The organism is Calothrix sp. NIES-2100, from assembly GCF_963875285.1.
Classification (GTDB): domain Bacteria; phylum Cyanobacteriota; class Cyanobacteriia; order Cyanobacteriales; family Nostocaceae; genus Aulosira.
In genome coordinates this window covers 1540162-1561583 of record NZ_CAWNLA010000001.1, presented here as the reverse complement: position 1 = coordinate 1561583, position 21422 = coordinate 1540162, and the positions used below count along the sequence as shown (strand labels likewise).

The 21422-nt window shown below is 40.2% G+C and carries 15 protein-coding genes; 8 read left to right on the top strand and 7 right to left on the bottom strand.

Features of this window, described 5'->3' with window-relative positions:
* Window positions 1-13: 13 nt before the first annotated feature.
* From AACU32_RS06520 to AACU32_RS06500, 5 genes are all read left to right on the top strand, one after another.
* Window positions 14-436, top strand: coding sequence for a hypothetical protein (locus tag AACU32_RS06520; RefSeq protein ID WP_096598854.1), 423 nt, complete (start codon window positions 14-16; stop codon window positions 434-436).
* A 21-nt stretch (window positions 437-457) separates the two neighbouring features.
* Window positions 458-1873 carry a VMAP-C domain-containing protein gene (locus tag AACU32_RS06515; protein WP_096598853.1) on the top strand — a complete coding sequence of 472 codons (1416 nt, stop codon included), beginning with the start codon at window positions 458-460 and terminating at the stop codon, window positions 1871-1873.
* 13 nt (window positions 1874-1886) lie between these two features.
* Entirely contained in the window at window positions 1887-2912 is a 1026-nt protein-coding gene (locus tag AACU32_RS06510) for an AAA family ATPase (RefSeq protein ID WP_096598852.1), read from the top strand.
* The gene (locus AACU32_RS06505; protein WP_096598851.1) at window positions 2905-5994 is read left to right on the top strand and encodes an SAV_2336 N-terminal domain-related protein; all 3090 of its coding nucleotides are present in this window, start codon (window positions 2905-2907) and stop codon (window positions 5992-5994) included. Before AACU32_RS06510 ends, AACU32_RS06505 begins: the two co-directional genes overlap by 8 nt.
* A gap of 579 nt (window positions 5995-6573) precedes the next feature.
* On the top strand, window positions 6574-7749 hold the full coding sequence (locus AACU32_RS06500) for a DNA cytosine methyltransferase (RefSeq protein WP_096598850.1): 1176 nt from the start codon (window positions 6574-6576) through the stop codon (window positions 7747-7749).
* A gap of 3 nt (window positions 7750-7752) precedes the next feature.
* Here the strand turns inward: AACU32_RS06500 and AACU32_RS06495 are convergent, their stop codons facing one another.
* Window positions 7753-8547, bottom strand: a complete 795-nt coding sequence (locus tag AACU32_RS06495; protein ID WP_096598849.1) for a hypothetical protein — start codon at window positions 8545-8547, stop codon at window positions 7753-7755.
* A gap of 252 nt (window positions 8548-8799) precedes the next feature.
* Between AACU32_RS06495 and glpK the strand changes: the two genes are divergently transcribed.
* A complete protein-coding gene (gene glpK / locus AACU32_RS06490; RefSeq protein ID WP_096598848.1) occupies window positions 8800-10284 on the top strand; it encodes a glycerol kinase GlpK in 1485 nt (494 codons plus the stop codon).
* A 173-nt stretch (window positions 10285-10457) separates the two neighbouring features.
* Window positions 10458-12011 (top strand): glycerol-3-phosphate dehydrogenase/oxidase, encoded by a 1554-nt coding sequence (locus AACU32_RS06485; RefSeq protein WP_339377585.1) that lies wholly within the window; start codon window positions 10458-10460, stop codon window positions 12009-12011.
* 19 nt (window positions 12012-12030) lie between these two features.
* Here AACU32_RS06485 and AACU32_RS06480 read toward each other — a convergent pair whose 3' ends face one another.
* The 5 genes from AACU32_RS06480 to AACU32_RS06460 form a co-directional block, all read right to left on the bottom strand.
* Entirely contained in the window at window positions 12031-12258 is a 228-nt protein-coding gene (locus AACU32_RS06480; RefSeq protein WP_096598846.1) for a hypothetical protein, read from the bottom strand.
* Between the two features lie 87 nt (window positions 12259-12345).
* Window positions 12346-14298 carry a S9 family peptidase gene (locus tag AACU32_RS06475; RefSeq protein WP_339377584.1) on the bottom strand — a complete coding sequence of 651 codons (1953 nt, stop codon included), beginning with the start codon at window positions 14296-14298 and terminating at the stop codon, window positions 12346-12348.
* Window positions 14299-14331: 33 nt separating this feature from the next.
* The gene (locus AACU32_RS06470) at window positions 14332-15600 is read right to left on the bottom strand and encodes a tetratricopeptide repeat protein (protein WP_096598845.1); all 1269 of its coding nucleotides are present in this window, start codon (window positions 15598-15600) and stop codon (window positions 14332-14334) included.
* 380 nt (window positions 15601-15980) lie between these two features.
* A complete protein-coding gene (locus AACU32_RS06465; protein ID WP_096598844.1) occupies window positions 15981-17621 on the bottom strand; it encodes an alpha-keto acid decarboxylase family protein in 1641 nt (546 codons plus the stop codon).
* A gap of 410 nt (window positions 17622-18031) precedes the next feature.
* A complete protein-coding gene (locus AACU32_RS06460; protein WP_096598843.1) occupies window positions 18032-18700 on the bottom strand; it encodes a 2OG-Fe dioxygenase family protein in 669 nt (222 codons plus the stop codon).
* 241 nt (window positions 18701-18941) lie between these two features.
* Here AACU32_RS06460 and sfsA point away from each other — a divergent pair, with 241 nt between their 5' ends.
* Window positions 18942-19667 (top strand): DNA/RNA nuclease SfsA, encoded by a 726-nt coding sequence (gene sfsA, locus AACU32_RS06455; protein ID WP_096598842.1) that lies wholly within the window; start codon window positions 18942-18944, stop codon window positions 19665-19667.
* 186 nt (window positions 19668-19853) lie between these two features.
* Here the strand turns inward: sfsA and AACU32_RS06450 are convergent, their stop codons facing one another.
* The gene (locus tag AACU32_RS06450) at window positions 19854-21392 is read right to left on the bottom strand and encodes an SPFH domain-containing protein (protein WP_096607886.1); all 1539 of its coding nucleotides are present in this window, start codon (window positions 21390-21392) and stop codon (window positions 19854-19856) included.
* Window positions 21393-21422: the final 30 nt, after the last annotated feature.

Genomic DNA, 21422 nt, shown 5'->3' with positions numbered 1-21422 from the left:
TCAGGAGTTAAACATGGGACGGAGAATAGTTAGTAGCCAATTAGAAGCACAATCAGATTCCGGAAAAATTGATGATTATTTTTCCAAGCTAATTAAATATATTCCTACAGAAATTGTCGGCGGATGGATTGCAATTACCGGATTAATTAAAAGTGCCGCTGGGATTCCTACAAATACTATCTTGTGGATTTTATTGATTGTTTTTACAGTAATGACTGCTGTTTATATTCTCCGGCAAACATCTGAACCAAAAAAGCCTCCAGCAGTTAAACAAACTATTATCTCTACCATAGCGTTTATTGTTTGGGTATTTGCCCTCGGAGAACCTTTTACATCATTAAGTTTTTACCGCCCTGTTTATGGTTCAACTATATTGATTCTATATAACTTAATTATTCCTTTAATTAATCCCGTTGAAACTAAAGCTAAAAGTTAGTCAAAACAATTATAAGTTGCTATGGAATCGTGGTTAGAGAGTAAGAAAAAACAGTTAATAGATGCCATTCTTTATGCTTATCCTAGTAAAAATGATTTAGCAATGGTGGTTAGTTTTGAATTGAGGGAAAATCTGGAAGCGATCGCCGGGGGTGATAATCTTACAGATATTGTCTTTAATTTAGTAACTAGATGGGCAATTCCTGAAGGAAAGCTAGAAAAGCTTTTTCAAGCCTGTTATCAAGACAAACCCGATAATCCTAAATTAAAAGAGCTTGAACAACAATATCAAAATCAGGAAAAATTAGACAAACTTATTAATGTATTACAAAAATACTTTGAACCGGAAAAGGCTATAATTTTTACTGCTTATGAATCATCTTTATATCAAGTACGTAAGTTGAATAAAACCAAACCGCAAACAGTAGAAGAAATAATTAATGAGTTAAATATGCCGCTCCAAGGTAATTATAGTTATCTAGATAAATTTGTCGGCTATTTATCTTTGAGCAACACAGGAACATCTTTATCTAATGATTTAACCAACTGGGGAACAGAAAACATTAAAGACTTTGATGAATTAATTCAACAATTAATCAAAGAGCAACGACAACGAGAACAGCAATGTCATCCCTGTCTCATGATAGCAATTAGTAAATCGGGAGATAATTATGTTGTTGAAGCATGGCTAATCAAAAATTTAGGTCAATATCAGCGAGAATCTTTCTCTGATTGTGAACAACTTAAATTTGACAATAAATCAGAAATTCCTACAGATAAAAATTTAAGCAATTTACCTAAAGTCACCATAAATTTAATTCAACAAAGTTTAATTAAAGCTAATAAATCCATAAAGCAGATTCATATTTTCTTGCCATCTGAATTGATGAATCATGATTTTGATTCTTGGAAAACCGAAGAATATGAACCAGGTGAAGAGGATTTTACTACGGGAATTTGTGAAGATTATGAAGTAATAATTCGGTGTGCAGATAGATTAAGAGGTAAAAGTCCACCAGTTTTTAAATGGCGCGACAAAGCAAATACATTTAAAGATAAATTAGAAGAATATGCTACTAGTGTTTTTATTTTAGGCGCTAGTGATAATCAAAAAACCTTATTCGATCAAATCAAACAGGAAAACGTCATTGCTGTAACCATCACCAGCGTCTTTGAAAAAGGAGATGTATTGGGAAAAATTATTTTCAAATCTGCTCTTCCCCTAGCCCTCTGGACTCGTCAACAGATTCCTGATATTGAAGAAAAATTCAAGAGTATTTTAAAAAATGAAGAGAATGATATTTGTTTAAAAGAATTACCTTCCCATGTTAAAAACAAAAAAGCACAAGGGAATAATAACATTAACCATTTATGCTTATTGTGGGATGACCCCGATTTATTACCACCCGAACAGCTATTAACCGAAAACAAACTCTAAACTGATTAATTTTATGACTAACTGGCAAATTTTTACAGGAAATAGTGAACCTCACGATGATTGGGATTTACCTGATTCTCCCAAGTGGCGACCTTTTGGTAAAGAAATTAACCCAAATCAAAGCCGCAGCCAAGTCAGAGGTGAAACTTTTCAACCTCGTGAAGAAGAAATCAATATGGTTAATGCAGCATTATACCTGCGACGACCTTTATTGATCACAGGTAAACCAGGAACAGGTAAATCATCCTTAGCTTATGCGGTAGCTAGAGAATTGATGTTAGGGGAAGTTTTATATTGGCCGATCACATCTCGGACTACTCTTAAAGATGGATTATATAACTATGATGCGATCGCTCGCTTACAAGAAGTCAAACAGCAGCCAAATTCCCCAAAATCGTCTCCCAGAGCAGAAAAGAAACAACAAGCCAGTAGCATTGAAGACTATATCACCTTGGGTCCTCTAGGGACAGCTTTACTTCCATCACCAAAACCCCGGATTCTCCTCATCGATGAAATTGATAAAAGTGATATTGATTTACCTAACGACCTGTTAAATATTTTTGAAGAGGGACGGTTTGAAATCGAGGAGTTAGTGAGGCTAAAAAAAGAAGTTCCCAGAGTTAATGTGCGGACTGCATATACCGCAGATATTAGTCACGAAATTATCGAAGGAAGAGTAATTTGTACTACCTTTCCCTTGGTAATCTTAACCAGTAATGGCGAGCGAGATTTCCCCCCACCATTTTTGAGACGCTGTTTACGGCTAACGATGAAAGAGCCAGATAAAGAACAGTTAGTGAAAATAATTGCGGCTCATTTAGGTAAAGAAATAGCAGATTCGGAAGATTCCACCAAATTAACAAATGAAGCTCTAGATACATTAGTTGATAATTTTATTGCAGCAAGAGATACAAAAACCCTAGCCAACGATCAACTTCTCAATGCTCTATTTATGGTGACAAAAGGACGCATTGATACTAAAGATGGACTGATTAAACAACTGCTGCAAGATTTAGGACAAGTTGAAGAAGATGAGTAAAGATTCTGCCTATGACGCAGTGAAACGGTTTGTTAATATATTAGAGCGTAGTGGTTTAAGGAAACGTTTAGAACTAAGTGATGAGGATATAGCAGATACTCTTTTGCTAGCTCAGCAAATGGGAGTAGAAACTACTCAAATCAGAGAAAAAGCGCCTCAACCTTTAACAGAAAGCCCAACTATTTCTGAAAAAACAAATATTCAACCTGCTCAACCCTTTGAGCCTGCTATTAATATTTATTCGCCACCCTTAGCTGCGTTACCTCAAAAGTCGCAGACTGAAGAAAATAGAGAGGGTTTACCATTTCAAACCCCTGCTGCACCTGCTTTACCAAACAAACTACAAATTAGTAGAGCTTTGCGTCCTCTGATGCGTAAAGTTCCCTCAACTTCTAAAAGAACTTTGGATGTTGAAGCCACTGTTAACCAGATTGTAGATGCTTTGATTGCCGAACAGGAGATTTGGCTACCGATCACAAAACCTCAACCTGAACGTTGGTTAAATCTGGAGTTAGTGGTAGAAGAAAACCGTTCTTCATTCATTTGGCAAGAAACCATTAATGAATTAACCCAAATATTAGAGAATTATGGGATATTTTATACTGTCAGAACTTGGAATCTATCAAGCGATGCTCAAGGTAATTTACAATTAGTTAGTAGAAAAAAAGGTAAGCAAAAAAAATATTCTCAATCTAATTATCGAGAATTATATCATAGTAATGGACGAGGCTTAATTTTACTCGTCAGTGATTGTGTATCTACTATTTGGCAACAAGAAACCATCTATCAGTGGTTACAAAAATGGTCAAATCAATCCCCAACTGCAATTATGCAGCTTTTCCCGGAAAGACTGTGGTTAAGTAGTGAGTTAGGTTTAGGTTATAAAGTGAAATTGAGTGCTTTTAACCCTGGTGTACCTAACTCTAAATTAATTTGTCGGGAAGATTTAGATATAGAGCAAGCCTTAAATTTACCGATTATTACCCTAGAACCTGAATCGCTCAAAGCCTGGGCGAAAGTGGTTGCAGGTTATGGCAGAATCCAAACACCAGCCGTTGTTTTAGATCTGGAATTTCTTCAAGAACAAGTAAACAAAACAGTAAAATCTCAAACTTTTGAAGCATCACCAGAAGCAATTGTAGATCGATTTTTAGCCACCGCTTCATCTACAGCCCAAAGATTAGCTGGATTAATGGCGGCTGTTCCTGTGAGTTTACCTGTGGTGCATCTGATTCAAAAGACTATGCTACCTAAATCTACACCAGTAAATGTGGCAGAAGTCTTTTTAAGTGGCATGATTGAAAGGAAGAAAAATGAATATGATTTTGTGGAAGGAGTACGTAAATTACTCAACCAAGCAATGCGTTTAGCGGAAACCGAGAATGTTTTAGATGTGGTATCTGAATATATCGCTGAAAAAATGGGATTATCCCTGAAAAGCTTCACGGCATTGCTGTTAAATCTGCCAGATTTTAGTCAAGAAAAACAAGTAAATTTATTACCCTTTGCCCATGTTGCAGTAGAAGTTTTACGCAATCTCGGTGGTAATTATGCCGAATTTGCCGAAGACATTGCAACCAATAATTTACAAAAAATAATAGATAATAATCAACCAATTTTCCAATTATATGCAGGGGAATATACTTGTGCAGTTAAATGGGGTGGAGAAACTGGTACTTGGCACGAAGGACTAGAATTATTATCGATTTCGACCCAAGGTAAAGTAAAGTTTCGTTCTCGGTTTGGTTTTGCAGTAATTGAAAATGTGCAAATAGAAGGACAACAACTCTCATGGAGTTTTGAGCATAATCGCACTGCTGCTAGCTTTACTTTTAAAGAAGATAGTGAAAATAGTTATTTTTGGTCAGGACATCAAACAGGCAAGTTATTTGAGGGATGGTTGAATTATCCCAATGAAGGCAGAATAGATTTTAGAGGTCGCTTGTCTAATTTTGAAGATTTGATATTAAGAGTTAGTGGCGAAACTTGTCCATCTGGCTTCACTTTGGTAACATATGAAGAAGCTATAGAAAACAGAGATATTCTGAGTAGAAAATTAGAGACTTGGGACATTGCCCGAATTGCAGGCGGCGGTTCTATGGATGGTTCAGGATATGATTCTAAGATACGTCAGCAAGATGAACGCGGACTTGGACATTCTCTTTGCAAACGATTAAATTTAGGCGTGATTCAGTTCACTATAGCCACCCTAGAACGTCAGTTAGGCGAACAAGAAGAATGGATTATTAACCGTCAACAAGGTCAAGCAGAATACATTATTGAGGTATTAGCAGAAGGTATTGAACTCGAAATGATAGAAATTCCCGCTGGGACATTCTTAATGGGTGCGCCGGAGGAGGAATTAGAGAGTAGCGATAATGAAAGGCCACAACATCAGGTAACAGTTCCTAACTTCTACATGGGGCGATATCCTATTACCCAAGCACAATGGCAAGCTGTAGCCGCACTCCCCCAAGTTAACCGAGAACTACAACCAAACCCATCTAATTTTCAAGGTGCAAATCGCCCCGTTGAGCAAATTTCTTGGGACGATGCGGTTGAGTTTTGCGATCGCTTATCTTCCCTGACTAAAAGACAGTACCGCCTACCTAGCGAAGCCGAATGGGAATATGCTTGTCGGGCGGGAACAACTACACCATTTCATTTTGGTGAAACAATCACTTCAGAACTTGCCAACTATAATGCTACCCAAACTTATGGTGCAGGGGTGGAAGGAACATATCGACAAGAAACAACAGAAGTAGGGAATTTTGGAGTAGCTAACGCCTTTGGACTTTGCGATATGCATGGGAATGTATGGGAATGCTGTCTCGACGATTGGCATGATAAATATGAAGGTGCGCCAACAGATAGCAGTCCTTGGGTTGATGATAATAATCTTGATCAAAAACAAAAACTAGCCGTACTGCGGGGCGGTTCCTGGCTCAGTAATCCTAGATACTGTCGTTCCCCGTCTCGCTACGACATCGTTAGGGCGGAGCGCGACAACATCGTCAGCAATATTGGTTTTCGTGTTGTCTGCACGGTTGGGAGGATTTTCCAGTCGCCCTTTCTACTTTAGTCCTTTTACCCTTGTCATTGCGAGAAAAGCATAAACCAAAAGCGAAAGAGATGACTGAAAAACTTTCGCTGTTTTCTTTATTTATATAGCAGTCCTAAATCATTCGTGCAAAATTAGATCCCCGACTTCGCAGAAGTTGTCGGGGATCTGGACAACAGTATGAAGATGCAGAACTTTCTGCTGAATTATTTGTAGAAAAAACATTATTAGCAGTAAATAGATCCGCACTGTGGAGGGTTTAGCAGTGCTAAACCCCTACGACAGATGTAATTTGACAAAAAAATCATATTTAGTATTATGGTTTTGGTGGGCTACGTGTATTTCAAAAATCAAATATGAATCCTATAGGATTGCTTCTTTTCTCCTGATGGAGACGCTCCGCTCCCAATGACTATAAATATTTTTGTTTAGGTACTTAATATTTTGGTAAGATAGCAAATTAATTATATAACTTATGCACAGACTAAAATTTTACGTCATTACGAGCGAAGAGTAGTAATCACAAAGGCTTATTTTTTAGTCACGAGTGCGTAAGTCCTAAATTATATTAATTTTGTTAATTACTTAGGACTCAGAACTATGATAGATGGTAAAGCTATATCTATTTCCTTATTTACAGGCGCTTTTGGTCTGGATTTAGGTATGGAAAAAGCAGGATTTCATACAGTAAGTGTAGTAGAAAAAGACCCAGATGCCACTCGCACAATTTTTATTAATAGACCATTTCTTAAAGAAAGTGCTGTTCCTAGAGAAATAGAAAAAGTCAGTTCTCAACAATTACTTGAGGAAGGGGGAAAAGTATTAGGTTTAGGTAGAGCCTTACGCCCAGGTGAAGTAGATTTAGTAACAGGTGGTCCACCTTGTCAGCCATTTAGTACCGCAGGAAAAAGAGGTTCAGTTATAGACCCTCGCGGTAGTTTATTCATGGACTTTATCCGCATTGTTAAAGAAGTTCAACCCCGTTTTTTCTTGATGGAAAATGTGAGAGGATTGCTTTCTGCTCCTCTTCGTCACAGGCCAATTAACCAACGGGGAAAAAATTACCCACCTTTAGAACCTGATGAAATCGCAGGTGCTGCGTTAAAAGTAGTTTTAGCAGAAATGCAGTCTCTAGGCTATAAGGTTGTTTATAATCTTTTGGAAGCAGCCGATTACGGCGTTCCTCAAAACAGAGAACGTGTAGTTTTTATTGGTTCTAGAGATGGAGAAGCAGCTACATTTCCTCTGGCTAAATATAGTAAAGATGGTCAAAATTTACCTAAATGGCTGACTTTAAGAGATGCTTTAACAGGTTTAATTGATCCATCTCCAGAGTTTATGGCTTATTCCGAAAGTCGTCTCAAATTTTTAAGATTATTAAAAGCCGGACAAAACTGGAGACATTTACCAGAAGAATTAAAAAAAGAAGCTATGGGAGGTGCTTATAATTCGGGAGGTGGAAAAGTCGGTTTTTATAGAAGACTATCTTGGGATAAACCTTCACCAACAATCACAACAAGTCCACACCAAAAAGCTACAGATATGTGTCATCCTGTAGAGTTGCGTTCTTTAAGTGTGCGTGAGTCTGCCAAAATCCAAACTTTTCCCGATGATTGGATTTTTTATGGTTCGGTAACTTCTAAATATAAACAAATTGGTAATGCAGTACCAGTACTACTAGCAAAAGAAATAGGGATTTATCTTTTTAGTTTAATACAAGGAAATAAACCAAAAGGTAAAGAGATAGCTGAACAACTTTCCCTGTTTTATTTATAAAATTTACTTAGCAGCCAACTCAGCAAAAGCATTATCAATTTTCTGTAACATATTTCTTACATGGTTTTCAACCAGGTCATATTCCATATGAATCTTATTCCAAAATGCTTTACCAGCAATGCGAGGAATTCTAGGATCGTTAAATGTCCAATCACCTAAATCAAAAACTGCGATAAATAAGGGCTTATCATAAATACCTAATTCTTTTTTGGCTCTATTTGTTTGTGAACCTGTTAATGTACCTTTTAAAGTTTTTAACTGTGCAAATTTAATTAACTCTTCGGTTACAAGAATAATATCTACTCCCTTAATTTTAATTCCAAATTCAAATTCAGGGATAATTACATAAGGACTAATATCAGTTATTTCTTCCCAAAGCCGCCCCATTTTTGTGCTAAGGCTCCTGGTCACTGAGTTGCTAGTTACTAGCAATTTTGCCCCACATAGTTCAAAAAGATTTCGCGGGTTAGGATGATGTTCAAGTATGGCACTTTTCTGTTCAAAGTCTGCTTTTAACCAGTCAATAAAATCATCTGCGAATTTCTCAGTTTTACGGCTAATTAACTGAGATTGTATATCTAATTCTAAAACCGAGCCATTCTGTTTGTCTTGTGTAATTTGATATTGAAAATAAGCAGGTGCTATTGAGGAAATAACTCTTCCGTATTTGTATGCTGTATGCAAATCTTCATCGGCGATATGAATCACATCAATTAATGAAGCATGATGTAAAATCAATGCTTTCCGTTCTTGAATAGAAAGTGGTATTAGAGTCTCAGCAGCTAACTCAGTAGACATAAAATCTATCTTACAATTTATTGTTGCTCTTCTTGGTGTTACCCAAAATTATCTACTATACTGCAATTTATACTAAAATTTGATTTATTAATTAGTGTAAAATCTGGTAAGAATAAATTTGTCATGTAGTATATGGAATTGCTAAAAAGAGCGCAATTACGTTTTGTAACGGAGATTTTACCCGGACGCAAAACACGCGGCTTGATAGAAGCAGGGGACTTAAACCCCCAAATTTAGTTAAATATATGCTCTATGAATAAATACATTCTGGCATTTGATCAAGGCACTACTAGCTCCCGTGCAATTGTATTCAACCGCAATGGCGATATACTCACAGTTGCGCAAAAAGAGTTTACACAAATCTTTCCCCAGCCGGCTTGGGTGGAACATGATGCTGAGGAAATTTGGTCTTCCCAAATTGGTGTGGCGAATGAAGCTTTAGCTAGGATTGATATCCGCGCCAGTGATATTGCTGCGATTGGGATTACTAATCAACGGGAAACTACAATCGTTTGGGATCGCAAAACCGGTAAGCCCATACATAATGCTATAGTTTGGCAAGACCGGCGTACGGCTGCTGTTTGCGATCGCCTCCAAGCATCTGGATATGAAACAACATTCCAAACCAAAACCGGATTAGTCATCGATGCTTATTTTAGCGGCACAAAAATCAAGTGGTTGCTAGATAATGTACCTGGTGCGCGGGAAAAAGCCCAAAGTGGAGAACTAGCTTTTGGAACTGTGGATAGTTGGTTGATTTGGAAGCTGACTCAGGGAGAACTGCACATTACAGATGTAACTAATGCTAGCAGAACCCTGTTATTCAATATTCACACCCAGGATTGGGATGATGAATTGCTGTCCATTCTCGATATTCCCCGTTCCCTGCTTCCCCAGGTGCGGAGTTCATCTGAAGTGTATGGATATACATCAGCAGGACTTTTGGGTAGTCGCGTTGCCATCGCCGGAATTGCTGGAGACCAGCAAGCGGCAACCTTTGGACAAGCATCGCTAAAATCTGGTATGGCGAAAAATACTTACGGTACAGGCTGTTTTATACTCCTGAATACAGGTGATAAACCCATATTATCCCAACAAAAGCTGCTAACAACGATCGCCTGGCGAATTAATGGACGCACCGATTATGCTTTAGAAGGCAGTGTCTTCATTGCTGGGGCGGTTGTGCAGTGGTTACGGGACGGATTGGGCATTATTAAGCACAGCGCAGATATTGAACAATTAGCAAACAGCGTTCCTGATAACGGCGGTGTGTATTTTGTCCCTGCATTCGTCGGTTTAGGCGCACCTTATTGGGATAGCTACGCGCGCGGGACGATCGCAGGTTTAACGCGCGGTTCCACAAGTGCCCATATCGCCCGTGCAGCATTGGAAAGCATTGCATATCAAACTGCTGATGTCATTGAGGCGATGAGTCTTGACTCTAAGCTCAAGCTTAGTGAACTGCGGGTAGATGGCGGTGCATCCCGTAACGATTTGCTGATGCAATTTCAAGCAGATATTTTAGGTGTGCCGGTTGTCCGTCCGAAAATCACAGAAACTACAGCTTTAGGTGCTGCTTATTTAGCAGGTTTAGCTGTAAATTACTGGGAAAGCGAAGCCGAAATTGTCCAACAATGGCAAATGGAACAACGCTTTGAGCCGGCAATTAGCGCTGAGTATCGACAAACACTACTCGATTCATGGCGGCGAGCGATCGCGCAGACGCGATTTAGGTAGGGGAGATGGGGGGACAAGGTGACTCGTAAAATCTATTTTTTTCTCTGCGTACTCTGCGTACTCTGCGGTTCAAAAGTCATTTTTTAACCGCAGAGGCACAGAGAACACAGAGATGAGAGGTTACAGAGGAATTTTTATCGACCTTGAAAGGGCTAATCTAAAATATAGAAGTAATGATGCTAAACAAGCCGATCGCTCGTCAAGATTTAATTGCGCAAATCCGCTCATCTGATGAGTGGGATGTGATTGTGATTGGTGGTGGAGCGACGGGTTTAGGAACGGCGGTGGAAGCGGCTACTCGTGGTTACCGAACGCTGCTTTTAGAGAAATATGATTTTGCTAAAGCAACTTCCAGCCGTTCGACTAAGTTGGTGCATGGGGGAGTGCGGTATCTGGCGCAGGGAAATATTGCTTTAGTCAAAGAAGCCCTACACGAACGGGGACTGCTACGCCGCAATGCTCCTCATTTGGTGCATGATTTGCAGTTTGTTGTACCTGGATATACTTGGTGGACGCAACTTTTCTACGGTGCGGGTTTAAAAATTTACGATTTGCTTTCTGGTAATCTCAGTTTAGGTCATAGTCGGTTTCTGAGCGAACAAGAAACGCGATCGCACATCCCCACTCTTAAAACCGATCGACTCCGGGGAGGTGTTATTTATCATGATGGGCAGTTTGATGATGCTCGCCTTGCCATTACTTTGTGGCACACTTTACTAGATTACAATGGCGTGGCTTTGAATTATCTGCCAGTGATTGGTTTACTCAAATTTGGCGAACAAGTCAAAGGTGTTCGCGCTTGTGATACAGAAACCGGGGAAATTTTTGAGTTAAAGGCAAAAGTTGTAATCAACGCCACAGGTGTATTTGTGGATGACTTGCGGCGGATGGACGATCCGACAGCGGCGGCGATGTTATCTCCTAGCCAAGGGGCGCATGTGGTAGTAGATAAGCGGTTTTTACCGGGTGATAGTGCAATGATGATTCCTAAAACTGCGGATGGGCGAGTATTGTTTGCTCTTCCTTGGCATGGGAAGGTGGTGATTGGCACTACGGACACCCCTGTAGAAAATACTGCCTATGAACCCCGTCCGCTACCAGAGGAAATTGACTTTATTTTGCACACCGCTGCCCAATATCTTACACCTGCGCCCACTCCCGCAGATATATTGAGTGTGTTTGTCGGACAACGTCCATTAGTAAAAGCTGAAAAAATCAAGTCAACCGCAGCCCTCTCCCGCGAACATGTGATTTCTGTTTCTGCTTCGGGATTGCTGACGATTACTGGCGGTAAATGGACAACTTATCGCAAAATGGGTGAGGAAGTAGTGGATCGAGCCATTCAACTTGTGAATCTCTCCCCCCATCCTTCAATTACTGCTAACTTGCATTTACACGGCTGGACTGAAACTGTGTCAGCAGAACCCCTGGATGTGTATGGGAGTGATGCAGAGATGATTCGCGAGTTACCTGGTGCTAATATCCAACTGCATCCCAGGTTGCCTTATTTAGAGGCAGAAGTGCGTTGGGCTACTCGCTATGAATTGGCTTGTACAGTAGAAGACATACTAGCACGAAGGACGCGATCGCTTTTCTTAGATGCGATCGCCAGTATCGAAGCAGCTCCTCGGGTTGCGGCAATTTTAGCTGAAGAACTAGGAAAAGATACAGCTTGGCAGCAACAACAAATTGCAGAATATCATTCTTTGGCTAGTGGATATTCATAAATCAAATCGGATTTCTATATTAGAGAAGAGTAATGCAAAAATTCTTTATATTATTTTTAGTGCTATCCTTTTCCCAGGATATACTTTGTTGATTCACACTATTTACAAATGCGCTAATAACTTCAAATGTGGCTGGTTCATGGCACAAGTTTGGGAGCAAGCACATTTCTCCTAATAAAATAGCTTCGTCAACATGCAATCTCGCCGCTTCTCCAAATTGCTGGATACAAAGTAAAAGTTTATCCATATTTTTTGTTCTTTAGTACAGTTATCCGAAATTGTAGGGGCGGGGTCTCCCCGCCCTTACGAGTGAATATCAAGCAATATTTTTCACTTAATTTAACAAAAATTGTTTGATAAACATCACAGTTGCATAGAATTGGAAATCAATATTTTTCTTCTTGCTGAATCCATGTCCTTCATCCTTAGCCATCAAATACCATACGGGAACTTGATTATTTTTGACCGTGGCTACAATTTGTTCGGCTTCATTCAGAGGAACGCGGGGGTCATTTTTGCCGTGAATCACGAATAGGGGTTTCTTAATTTTACTCGCATTATTCACAGGGGAAATTTTCAGCAAGAATTCTCGCATTTTCGGATCGCGTTCATCACCATATTCTACTCTTCGCAGATCGCGCCGATATCCTTCGGTTTTTTCAAGGAAGGTGACGAAGTTAGAAATGCCGACTATATCTATAGAAGCACGGATGCGATCGCCATATTTAGTCGCAACAGCCAAGGACATATAGCCACCATAGCTTCCCCCTGTGACTAAAATTCGGTCTTTATCTAAGTCTGGTTGCGTTGCTATCCAGTCTAATAATGCACCGATATCCTTCACAGAGTCTTCCCGCAGATAGCCATTGTCCAATTTTAAGAAGGTTTTGCCGTAACCACTTGAACCCCTAACGTTAGGAAACAGTATCGCCACACCTAATTCGTTGAGGTAGTAGTTACCCCGTCCCAAAAATGATGGCCGAGACTGGCTTTCTGGCCCCCCATGAATATCAATAATTACTGGGTGCTTACCTTTAAACTTAGCCGGGGGACGATACAAAAAGCCGGAGATGCTTCTGTCATCAAAACTCTTCCAGCGGATGAGTTGGGCTTCGGGGAAATTCTCGGTGTTTAAGCCCCCTGTCTCGCTTTCTGTCCAGCGTTCAATTTTATTGCTGAGGATATTTAACGAGTATACATCGGCGGTTGTGCGGGCTGAAACTAAGGTAAAGCCTAAATCTTGGTTATTGCGATGCCAATTTACACCATATATATTTCCTACAGGTAACTTTAGCAATGGCTTTTCTTTACCTGTGGCTGTTTCCAAAAGATGCAACACACTCGCCCCGTCTTCATTGGTGACAAAAGCAATGTGTTTACCATCATGGGAAAGGTCGAAGTCTTCAACATCCCAAGGGATATTACTGGTGAGATAGGTATAATTTGATGTTGCTAAGTCGATGTATGCTAACCGGGAAAATTCAAAGTCGCGGTCAGTGATGACATATAAACCCTTACCATCTTTACTAAATACGCCGCCATAATAGGCGACTTTTTCCTTACCGCCCTTTGGTGTGACTAGTTTCTTCTCACCTGATTCAGTATCAATTAGCCACAGATAGCTTTCATTGGCAGATATGTATTCCTGTGCTAAGAATTGGCGATCGCTTGGTGACCAGTCTAAACTACCCCAGCCACCGCCTTCAACCTGTGCCAATAGGCGATTGCTTTTCGGGTTTTTTGGATCAATGATGTAATAATCATTATCTTTCCCCGTGCGTCTGGTAGAAGTGTAAATCATCCGGTCACCCTGGTTCGACCACACACCCCTACTATTTTTTGACTTCCCATCAGTTAGAAGTGTAATTTCCCCCGTCGCTAATTCATAACGGTAATTTTGGTTAAATTCATTACCGCCAATGTCTTTGCTAAACACAAAATATTTTCCCTCGGTGGGTTGAAAAGTTCCCCCACCTACTCGTTCCGGGAAGAACGTTAACTGTTTGCGACTCCCTAGAGGAAATTTGACTAAGTGTACTTGGGGGACATCACCAAAGCGTGTTGAAATCAGCATTTCGCGGCGACTAGGATGCCAACTTGCAAGACTAGCTGAGCGAAACTGGGTATAGCGGTCTACTGTTTCTGTCAGCGATGCAGGTATTGGTGGGATACCATCAGTAACAAGGTTTTCTCCGGGATTAACTGTAGGATTTTGCGCAGAAACCATGATAATAGGTAGTAGCAATACTGCAATGAATGTAGTTAAAAACTTGGTAAAAAATCGCATTTGCCTATTATGGCAGATTTTGAATTAATTTGCTTAAATTCCGCGATCGCGTTCTAATTCTGCAATCACTTTTTGTATATACCACTCTTCTGGCATTTGGGGATAGTATTCTTTCTTTTGCTGAATTAATCTTTGGGCAATTTCCCATTGTCCACCCACCATGCGCAACAATCGCTGACGGAGAAGATTATATTTGTGGTTTCTGGTTTCGGGTAAAGACTTATGAATTTTATTCAGGCTATTTAAAACTAGTTGATAATTATCCCAATCTTCTTTTTCCAGAAAAATACTGGCAGCTTTTTGATAATCTGCGATAGCCTGTTGCATTTCTTCTAAATGAGTATGGGCAATACCCCGATTATAATAAGCTTGGGCATCTTCAGAATTAATTTGTATTGCTTGGGAATAGTCAGCAATTGCCGCGAGATAATTACTCATAGCGCGATAAGCATTACCTCTGGCAACATAGACTAAAGCATCTTCGGGTTGAATTTGCAGTGCAGAGTTAAAATCAGCGATCGCACCTTGATAATCGCCCAATAAGCAACGGGCTTTACCTCGGTTACGATAGACAATTGCATCTTGAAGATTTAATTTAATAGCTTGATTAAAATCAGCGATCGCACCTTGATAGTTACCCATTTTGCAACGCACCACCCCCCGACAGCAATAAGCTTGTGCATCTTGCGGATCGGCTTGTAACACCCAGTTTAAATCTTCAATGGCTTCCTTGGTGTCTCCCTGTTCTGCCTTATCTAATAGTTGCGTAAAATATTCCTTCTCGGATGTGATGGTGACACTGGGAGAATTAGATTGCTGAACCGCTGGTTTTTCTGGTGGTTGTAGCTGTTTAATCCTTTCTAAACACAGACGACAATTTTCTGTATCCTTTTGCGCTAGATATAATTGGGCTGCTTGTTTAAAATTAGCGATCGCATCATGAATATACCCTTGTTTGCGTCGCACCATCCCCCGCAGGCTATAAGCTGCGGCATAATTATAATTATGGCGAATCGCACATTCAACATCTGACAACGCACCGTCCAGATTTTTCAACGCCACCCTAGCCAAGGCGCGGGAGTAGTATGCTTCTACACTCTCCGGATTCAGCTTCAGCGCTTCGGTGTAATCGGACACAGCTTGCAGAATTTCCCCTGAGTCATAATATGCCAACCCCCTTTGAAAGTAAGCTTCTGGAAAGTAAGGTGTCACCTGTAAAGCACGATTAAATTCCGCGATCGCTCCAGCATAGTCTTTTTGCTTAGCTCTTTCCAATCCTCGATTATAGAATTCGTCACTCATGGCTTTTATTAGTTATGACTATAGTAAGTATTCACCGTGACTCTAGCTCATTTCCTATGTTAATCACATTGAACTAACTAAGCGTCATATCAAGTCCGGCTAATTAGACTTCTCCAGAAATGGGGTATTGACCCTGAATACACAAGGCTTTCACATTCATTTTCGGAGATGTCTATTAGTTAGAATTCCCGAATCTATGCAGAAAACCCAAAAACCCTTGCCCCCTGCTGCCTTAATGAGAAGTCTTTAACCAGACACGATATCAGGCGTTGCACACTTGCAGGATCATTTTTATTTTTCTACCTCTTAAAAAACTCCTTGTTGGAGAAGTCAGCACAAAAACATCCCTTCTTAAGCCTCAATCTCTGGTTAAAAGAGAGTTAAGCTTTGACTCGTTTTCCTAATGTATCGGTTAACCGCTTCAGAGCAGGCGATTGATCGTGTGGATCTAAATGAACATCCAGAATGCAGAAGCTGTCAGTATGTGCTCGACTTTCAACTAATGCAACTTCTAACTCATCTTCCGTGTGAACATTAAACCCGCGCCCTACACCCAAAACCTCTGGAATTCGACTGTATTGCCAGAGCAACACATCATTGAATGCGCCATCTAACATCGGACGTTCTGTACCATATCCACGATTGTTGAGTACGATGACAATTGGATTCAATCCATAGCGAGCGATTGTAGACAATTCCATTCCCGTCATTTGGAATGCGCCATCGCCAACCAAAACTAATGGGCGAACGTGAGGATCGACAAACTGAGCACCCAAGCCAGCAGGAACGGCAAATCCTAGAGAGGCATAATAGGCAGATGATACAAATCGGCTTTTATCGTGAACAAATAAATCTAAGCCTGCAAATAAAGCATCTCCCACATCGGCAATCACAATCATGTCGTTGCCTAAGAAGGAGTTCAACCGCTCAAATAATCTAGCGATCGCGATCGGCTGATGTGGAACAGGAGAGTAGGATGTAGGCGGCTTGAAAGTTTGTGGGAGATTTGGTTCTCGACGTTGAATGTTTGCTTCGATTAACCCTTGGACAAAATCTTGTAACCGAATATCTTCATAATTGTGGAGCTGAATCGATGTTTTTTCACTAGTCACATAAATTGAATTTTTCGGATTGAGGTGAGCTGTAAACACACCCAGATTGAAATCAGATAGGAATGCACCCAACAAGATCAGGCAATCGCTAGACTCCACATACTGACGTGCAAATTCATTTCCTATCGCACCTGCATAAATTCCAATTTTGTTGGGGTGCATTTCGCTCATTACCGATTTACCCAGAATGGTTTCCGCTACCGGAATATTCGTTTTTTCAACTAGCTTTAGCAAAGCTTCCTGCAACCCAAATCGATGCATTTCAACGCCAGCCAGTATAACGGGTTGACGAGCGGCATCGATCAGGCTCACAGCTTCTGCAAGAGCTTCTGCCAAGGTATCAGGATTACTAATATCTGGCTGACTGATTCGCTGATAGTTGGGATTAACAGGTTTGTTGACCAAATCGCGGGGGATCTCGATGTAAACTGGGCGCTTATACCGCAGGGCAGCAGCCAGAACGCGATCAATTTCCTGACAAGCCGTGTCGGGGTTATTCAGCACAGTGGAAGCTACGGTGAGTTCCTGAAAAATTTTATACTGAGTATCAAAGTCACGCACTTTATGATGCAGCAGTGGATTTTTGATTCGCTCATTTGTACCAGGTGAACCGCTGATAATCACAACGGGAGATTTCTCAGCAAAGGCTTGTGCTGTAGTATTAGTAACCTTCAACCCTCCAACCGAATATGTAATACAAACGGCACCCAATCCTTTTAACCGAGCATAAGCGTCTGCTGCAAAACCTGCTCCTTGTTCATCGCACGTATTTATGAACTGAATCGAGCTATTTTCTAGAAGTTTGTTAAATCCAAGAACAAAATCCCCTGGTACACCAAATACATGGTGAACACCGTGTTCATAAAGCCGTTGAATTAAATATGTTCCAATGGAATTTGCAATTTCCATACAATAATCCTTCCTTGGTGTCACTATACTCACCAGAACTGACACCAAGATAAAGCGAACACCTTGAGATTGTCAGCGTTTCGCCAATTTCACTTTAACTTAATGCCATTCAGCAAAGCATCCTGAGAAATAATGGTCAGTAATGCCTACGTCAATTATATTGCCTTGTTAATAGGCGGTGTTGAACATGATGAGTTGCGAAAATTTGATGACCGATAATCAATGCAGAGCAAGGCCCTTTTCCCTTTCACCATATAAAACTTTACATAGTTCGGTTTAATCGCGCCTACTGACTTAATGATTTCCCATCGCAAATAAAAAAAGCTGGGGAAATGACTAGATTCAATTCCCCATATCTTGGAGATTTTAAAATATTTCAATTTGCTCTGTTTTTCTATTTCTAAATAGTATTAATCAGAAAGCAAACTTGGAGAAGTTAGCACAAAAACATCCCTTGTTCCTGGAGTGTTATTTCCTGGTTTAATCGGAGTCGTAAAGTGCAAAAATTCATGGTCGTTGACCAACAAAAGTTCTCCAGGATTTAGAACTTTACTAAAAATTGGTTCTTCCTGGTTGGCTGTATACAAATGTGTTTCACCGCCTTGAATATTGTCTCTATCAACAGAGAAAATACCGATAAAATCTGTACCATCTCTATGGATACCTTCCGGCGCAGGATTACCCAAATTATCAGGCGAACAGCTAATCCTAATTTGATGAACTCCTATTTCTGCCTCTGGATGAAGTTTACAAGAATCAGTAAATGCGAAGATAAGGTTTTTAAATATATCAAGTTCTATGAGTGCACTATCTAATTCTGCAAACTCTCTTTTAATATCTCCCAACAATGGATTGTAATCTTTGCTTTGGTAGAAATAACCATGAGGTAGTTTAATCAACTCATTCCCATTAACGGTAAAACGAGATAATCTGCGAGAACGATAATTGCCTTTGATGTAAGGATCAACAGGCATATCATTAAAAAATTGTTTAAACCCTTCTAATTTGATGGAATTTACCTTTCTAAGGGTAAACAGAAAGGCATATTCTAATTCCGTTATTCCCCGGACTGTTTGCATAGGATTTACCTACTTGCAGATTGCAATCCTCCTAACTTTTTTTCTTTTAGGAGGCTGATAAGATCTATTCTATGCTACTTTTTATTAACTTGTCGTAAAAATAACTACATAAAAGACCAAACTATGATAAAGAGGGTAGGGTTTCTAGAATTGAAATCAGAAAGTAAAAATGGTAATCCTTTAGAGTTAAACTTGTTTAGCTCTCAATCATCTCCTTGCTTTCGTAGAGGAGAGTGTCAAAATTATGGATTGGCTTTATCGCTACCCAACTTTATATCCTGGGATTCTACTCAAGCGCTACAAGCGCTTTTTTGCTGATGTGCAACTGACGAATGGGGAAATAGTGACAGCACACTGTCCCAACACAGGGCCGATGACTGGGGTATCGACTCTTGGTAGTGCAGTGCAGCTATCTAAAAGTGCTAATCTTAACCGCAAACTAGCTTACACTTTAGAATTGATTCAGGTGGATGATAATTACCCTACTTGGGTAGGTGTGAATACTGCTTTGCCAAATCAGATAGTAAAGTTAGCTTTGGCAAGATATTTATTCCCAGAGTTGGGTGAATATAGCCAGATTAAGGGCGAAGTAGTTTATGGTCAAGACAAAAAAAGTCGCGTGGATTTTTTCTTGACAGGAAGTGATGAGGAACGCCCAATTTATTTAGAAGTGAAAAATACAACCTTGGCTGAAGGTAATTTAGCACTGTTTCCCGACACAGAAACCACAAGGGGACAAAAGCACTTACGAGAACTGATGGCGCTATTACCCCAAAGCCGTGCAGTCATGCTGTATTTTATTAATCGGGGTGATTGTACAGAGTTTGCCCCTGGCGATCGCACAGACCCGATATATGGTAAGTTATTGCGGGATGCGATCGCTCTTGGTGTAGAAGTATTACCCTGTCGTTTTGATGTCTCTCCAGAAGGGATACGTTATTTAGGTTTAGCAAAACTCAAAATCTGACCTGAATACAGCAAATTGCAAAGCAGTGAAGTACAGATAATTATCAGGGCACAACATTGTTGTGCCCCTACCTGCAAGACGCTGTAAGTTCAGATTTCTGTACCTAACGCGGTTTAATAATTGTATTTAAGCCTCTCCCCGTTGCGGGGAGAGGTTTGGAGAGGGGTTCTTATTTTCTATCGAACTCTACTCACGATTGATCCGAATTAAATCCGTAAGAATGCTATCCAAACTACCATTAACTTGAATTTTCTCAATCTTCTCAGCAATTCGCTCCAATACTTCCAACTCCTTCAAACGCAATGCAACGGGGTTATCCTCCATCACCTTAGCTGTATTTAACATACTGCGAGTTGCAGCAGTTTCTTCACGACGCCGGACTACGTTCGCTTGGGCTGCTTTTTCCGCTTCCACTACTTTGCTCAAAATAGTTTTAATTTCACCGGGGAGAATAATATCTTTCACCCCAACCGAATCTACTTCAATTCCATAGTCTGCGGTTTTTTGGCGAATGTATTCAGAGATACTTCTATCAATCGCGCCTTTATCCTCCAGTAACGCATCTAGAGTTCTTTCCCCAACTGCACCACGCAAAGCAAACTGTAACTCTTTGTACAAGTAGCCAGCAATATCCGATAAACTATTTTTGGCTCTCAAGGGGTCGAGGATACGGAAGCCAGCAGTTAAGTTCAAGCGCAAAGGTACTTTATCTTTAGAAAGGATATCTTGACCAGATACTTCCAGAGCTTGCTGACGCAAATCAAATACTTCCGTTTGCAAAGAACGTCCAAACACCCACCATGCATGTTTTCCTGGTTGGAGTTGTGTTTGAAATTCTTGATTAACGTACAGCAAGCCAATATGTTGTGTTGGTACTTCGCAAATATGCAGACTGCTGCGACTGAGAGTCAAAGCTTCAGGTAAGCCGGAAACTAACTCTGCAATTAAACGAGATGGCAATTTAGCATCATTACTAATGTCAATCACCTCTACCTCAACACCTTGCCAAAACAGCTTACGACTACATGGCGCTAGGATGGAAATGACTTTACTTTGATAGCGGACAATTGCTACTTGCTGATTCTGTAATTGTACTACTGTACAATAATCTGATACAAATTCCGGATGTTTCTCAATTAACACATCTTCCAAGGGAAAGTTGGGATTGGGAACAATCCGGCTGAGAATCTGGAGAGATACATCTCGATTCACAGACCAAAAAGTGTACTCACCTGGTTCTAATGGTCGCACAAAGTTACCTTGCACGTACAGCAAGCCAATTTGATACTCAGAAATTTGAAACTTCGTAATCCCATTTAAAGCAATTTTCCAGATTTGCTGTACAAATTCAGCAGGTAATTCCAAGCTTTCTTCTAAGTTGAACAAATGAGTTTCTACCTCAATAAAACCACGCCAAAAAGCGCGTAATTGATTTGGTGCAACACTAATCCAAGTTTGACCCAAGCGCACTAAAGCAGCTTGATTAAATCCTGTGCGGACAACTATTAAGTATTGTTGTAACTCTGAACTGTGATTTTGCAGCAACAGTTCCAAGTTCTCAATCTTAGCTTCTGGTTGGTTCAAGTCAAAGGTTGTTACTTGCCAATGCCAACCAAAATAAGTATAAGTTCCAGGCTGCAAGATTTTTTTAAAATCACTGCGGTGGTATAAAATGCCAATTTCGTTAGGTTTGATATAGAAAGTTTTCCAAAAAGAAATTTTCATAGATAATTTAGGTAGTTTTAGCCGACGTAG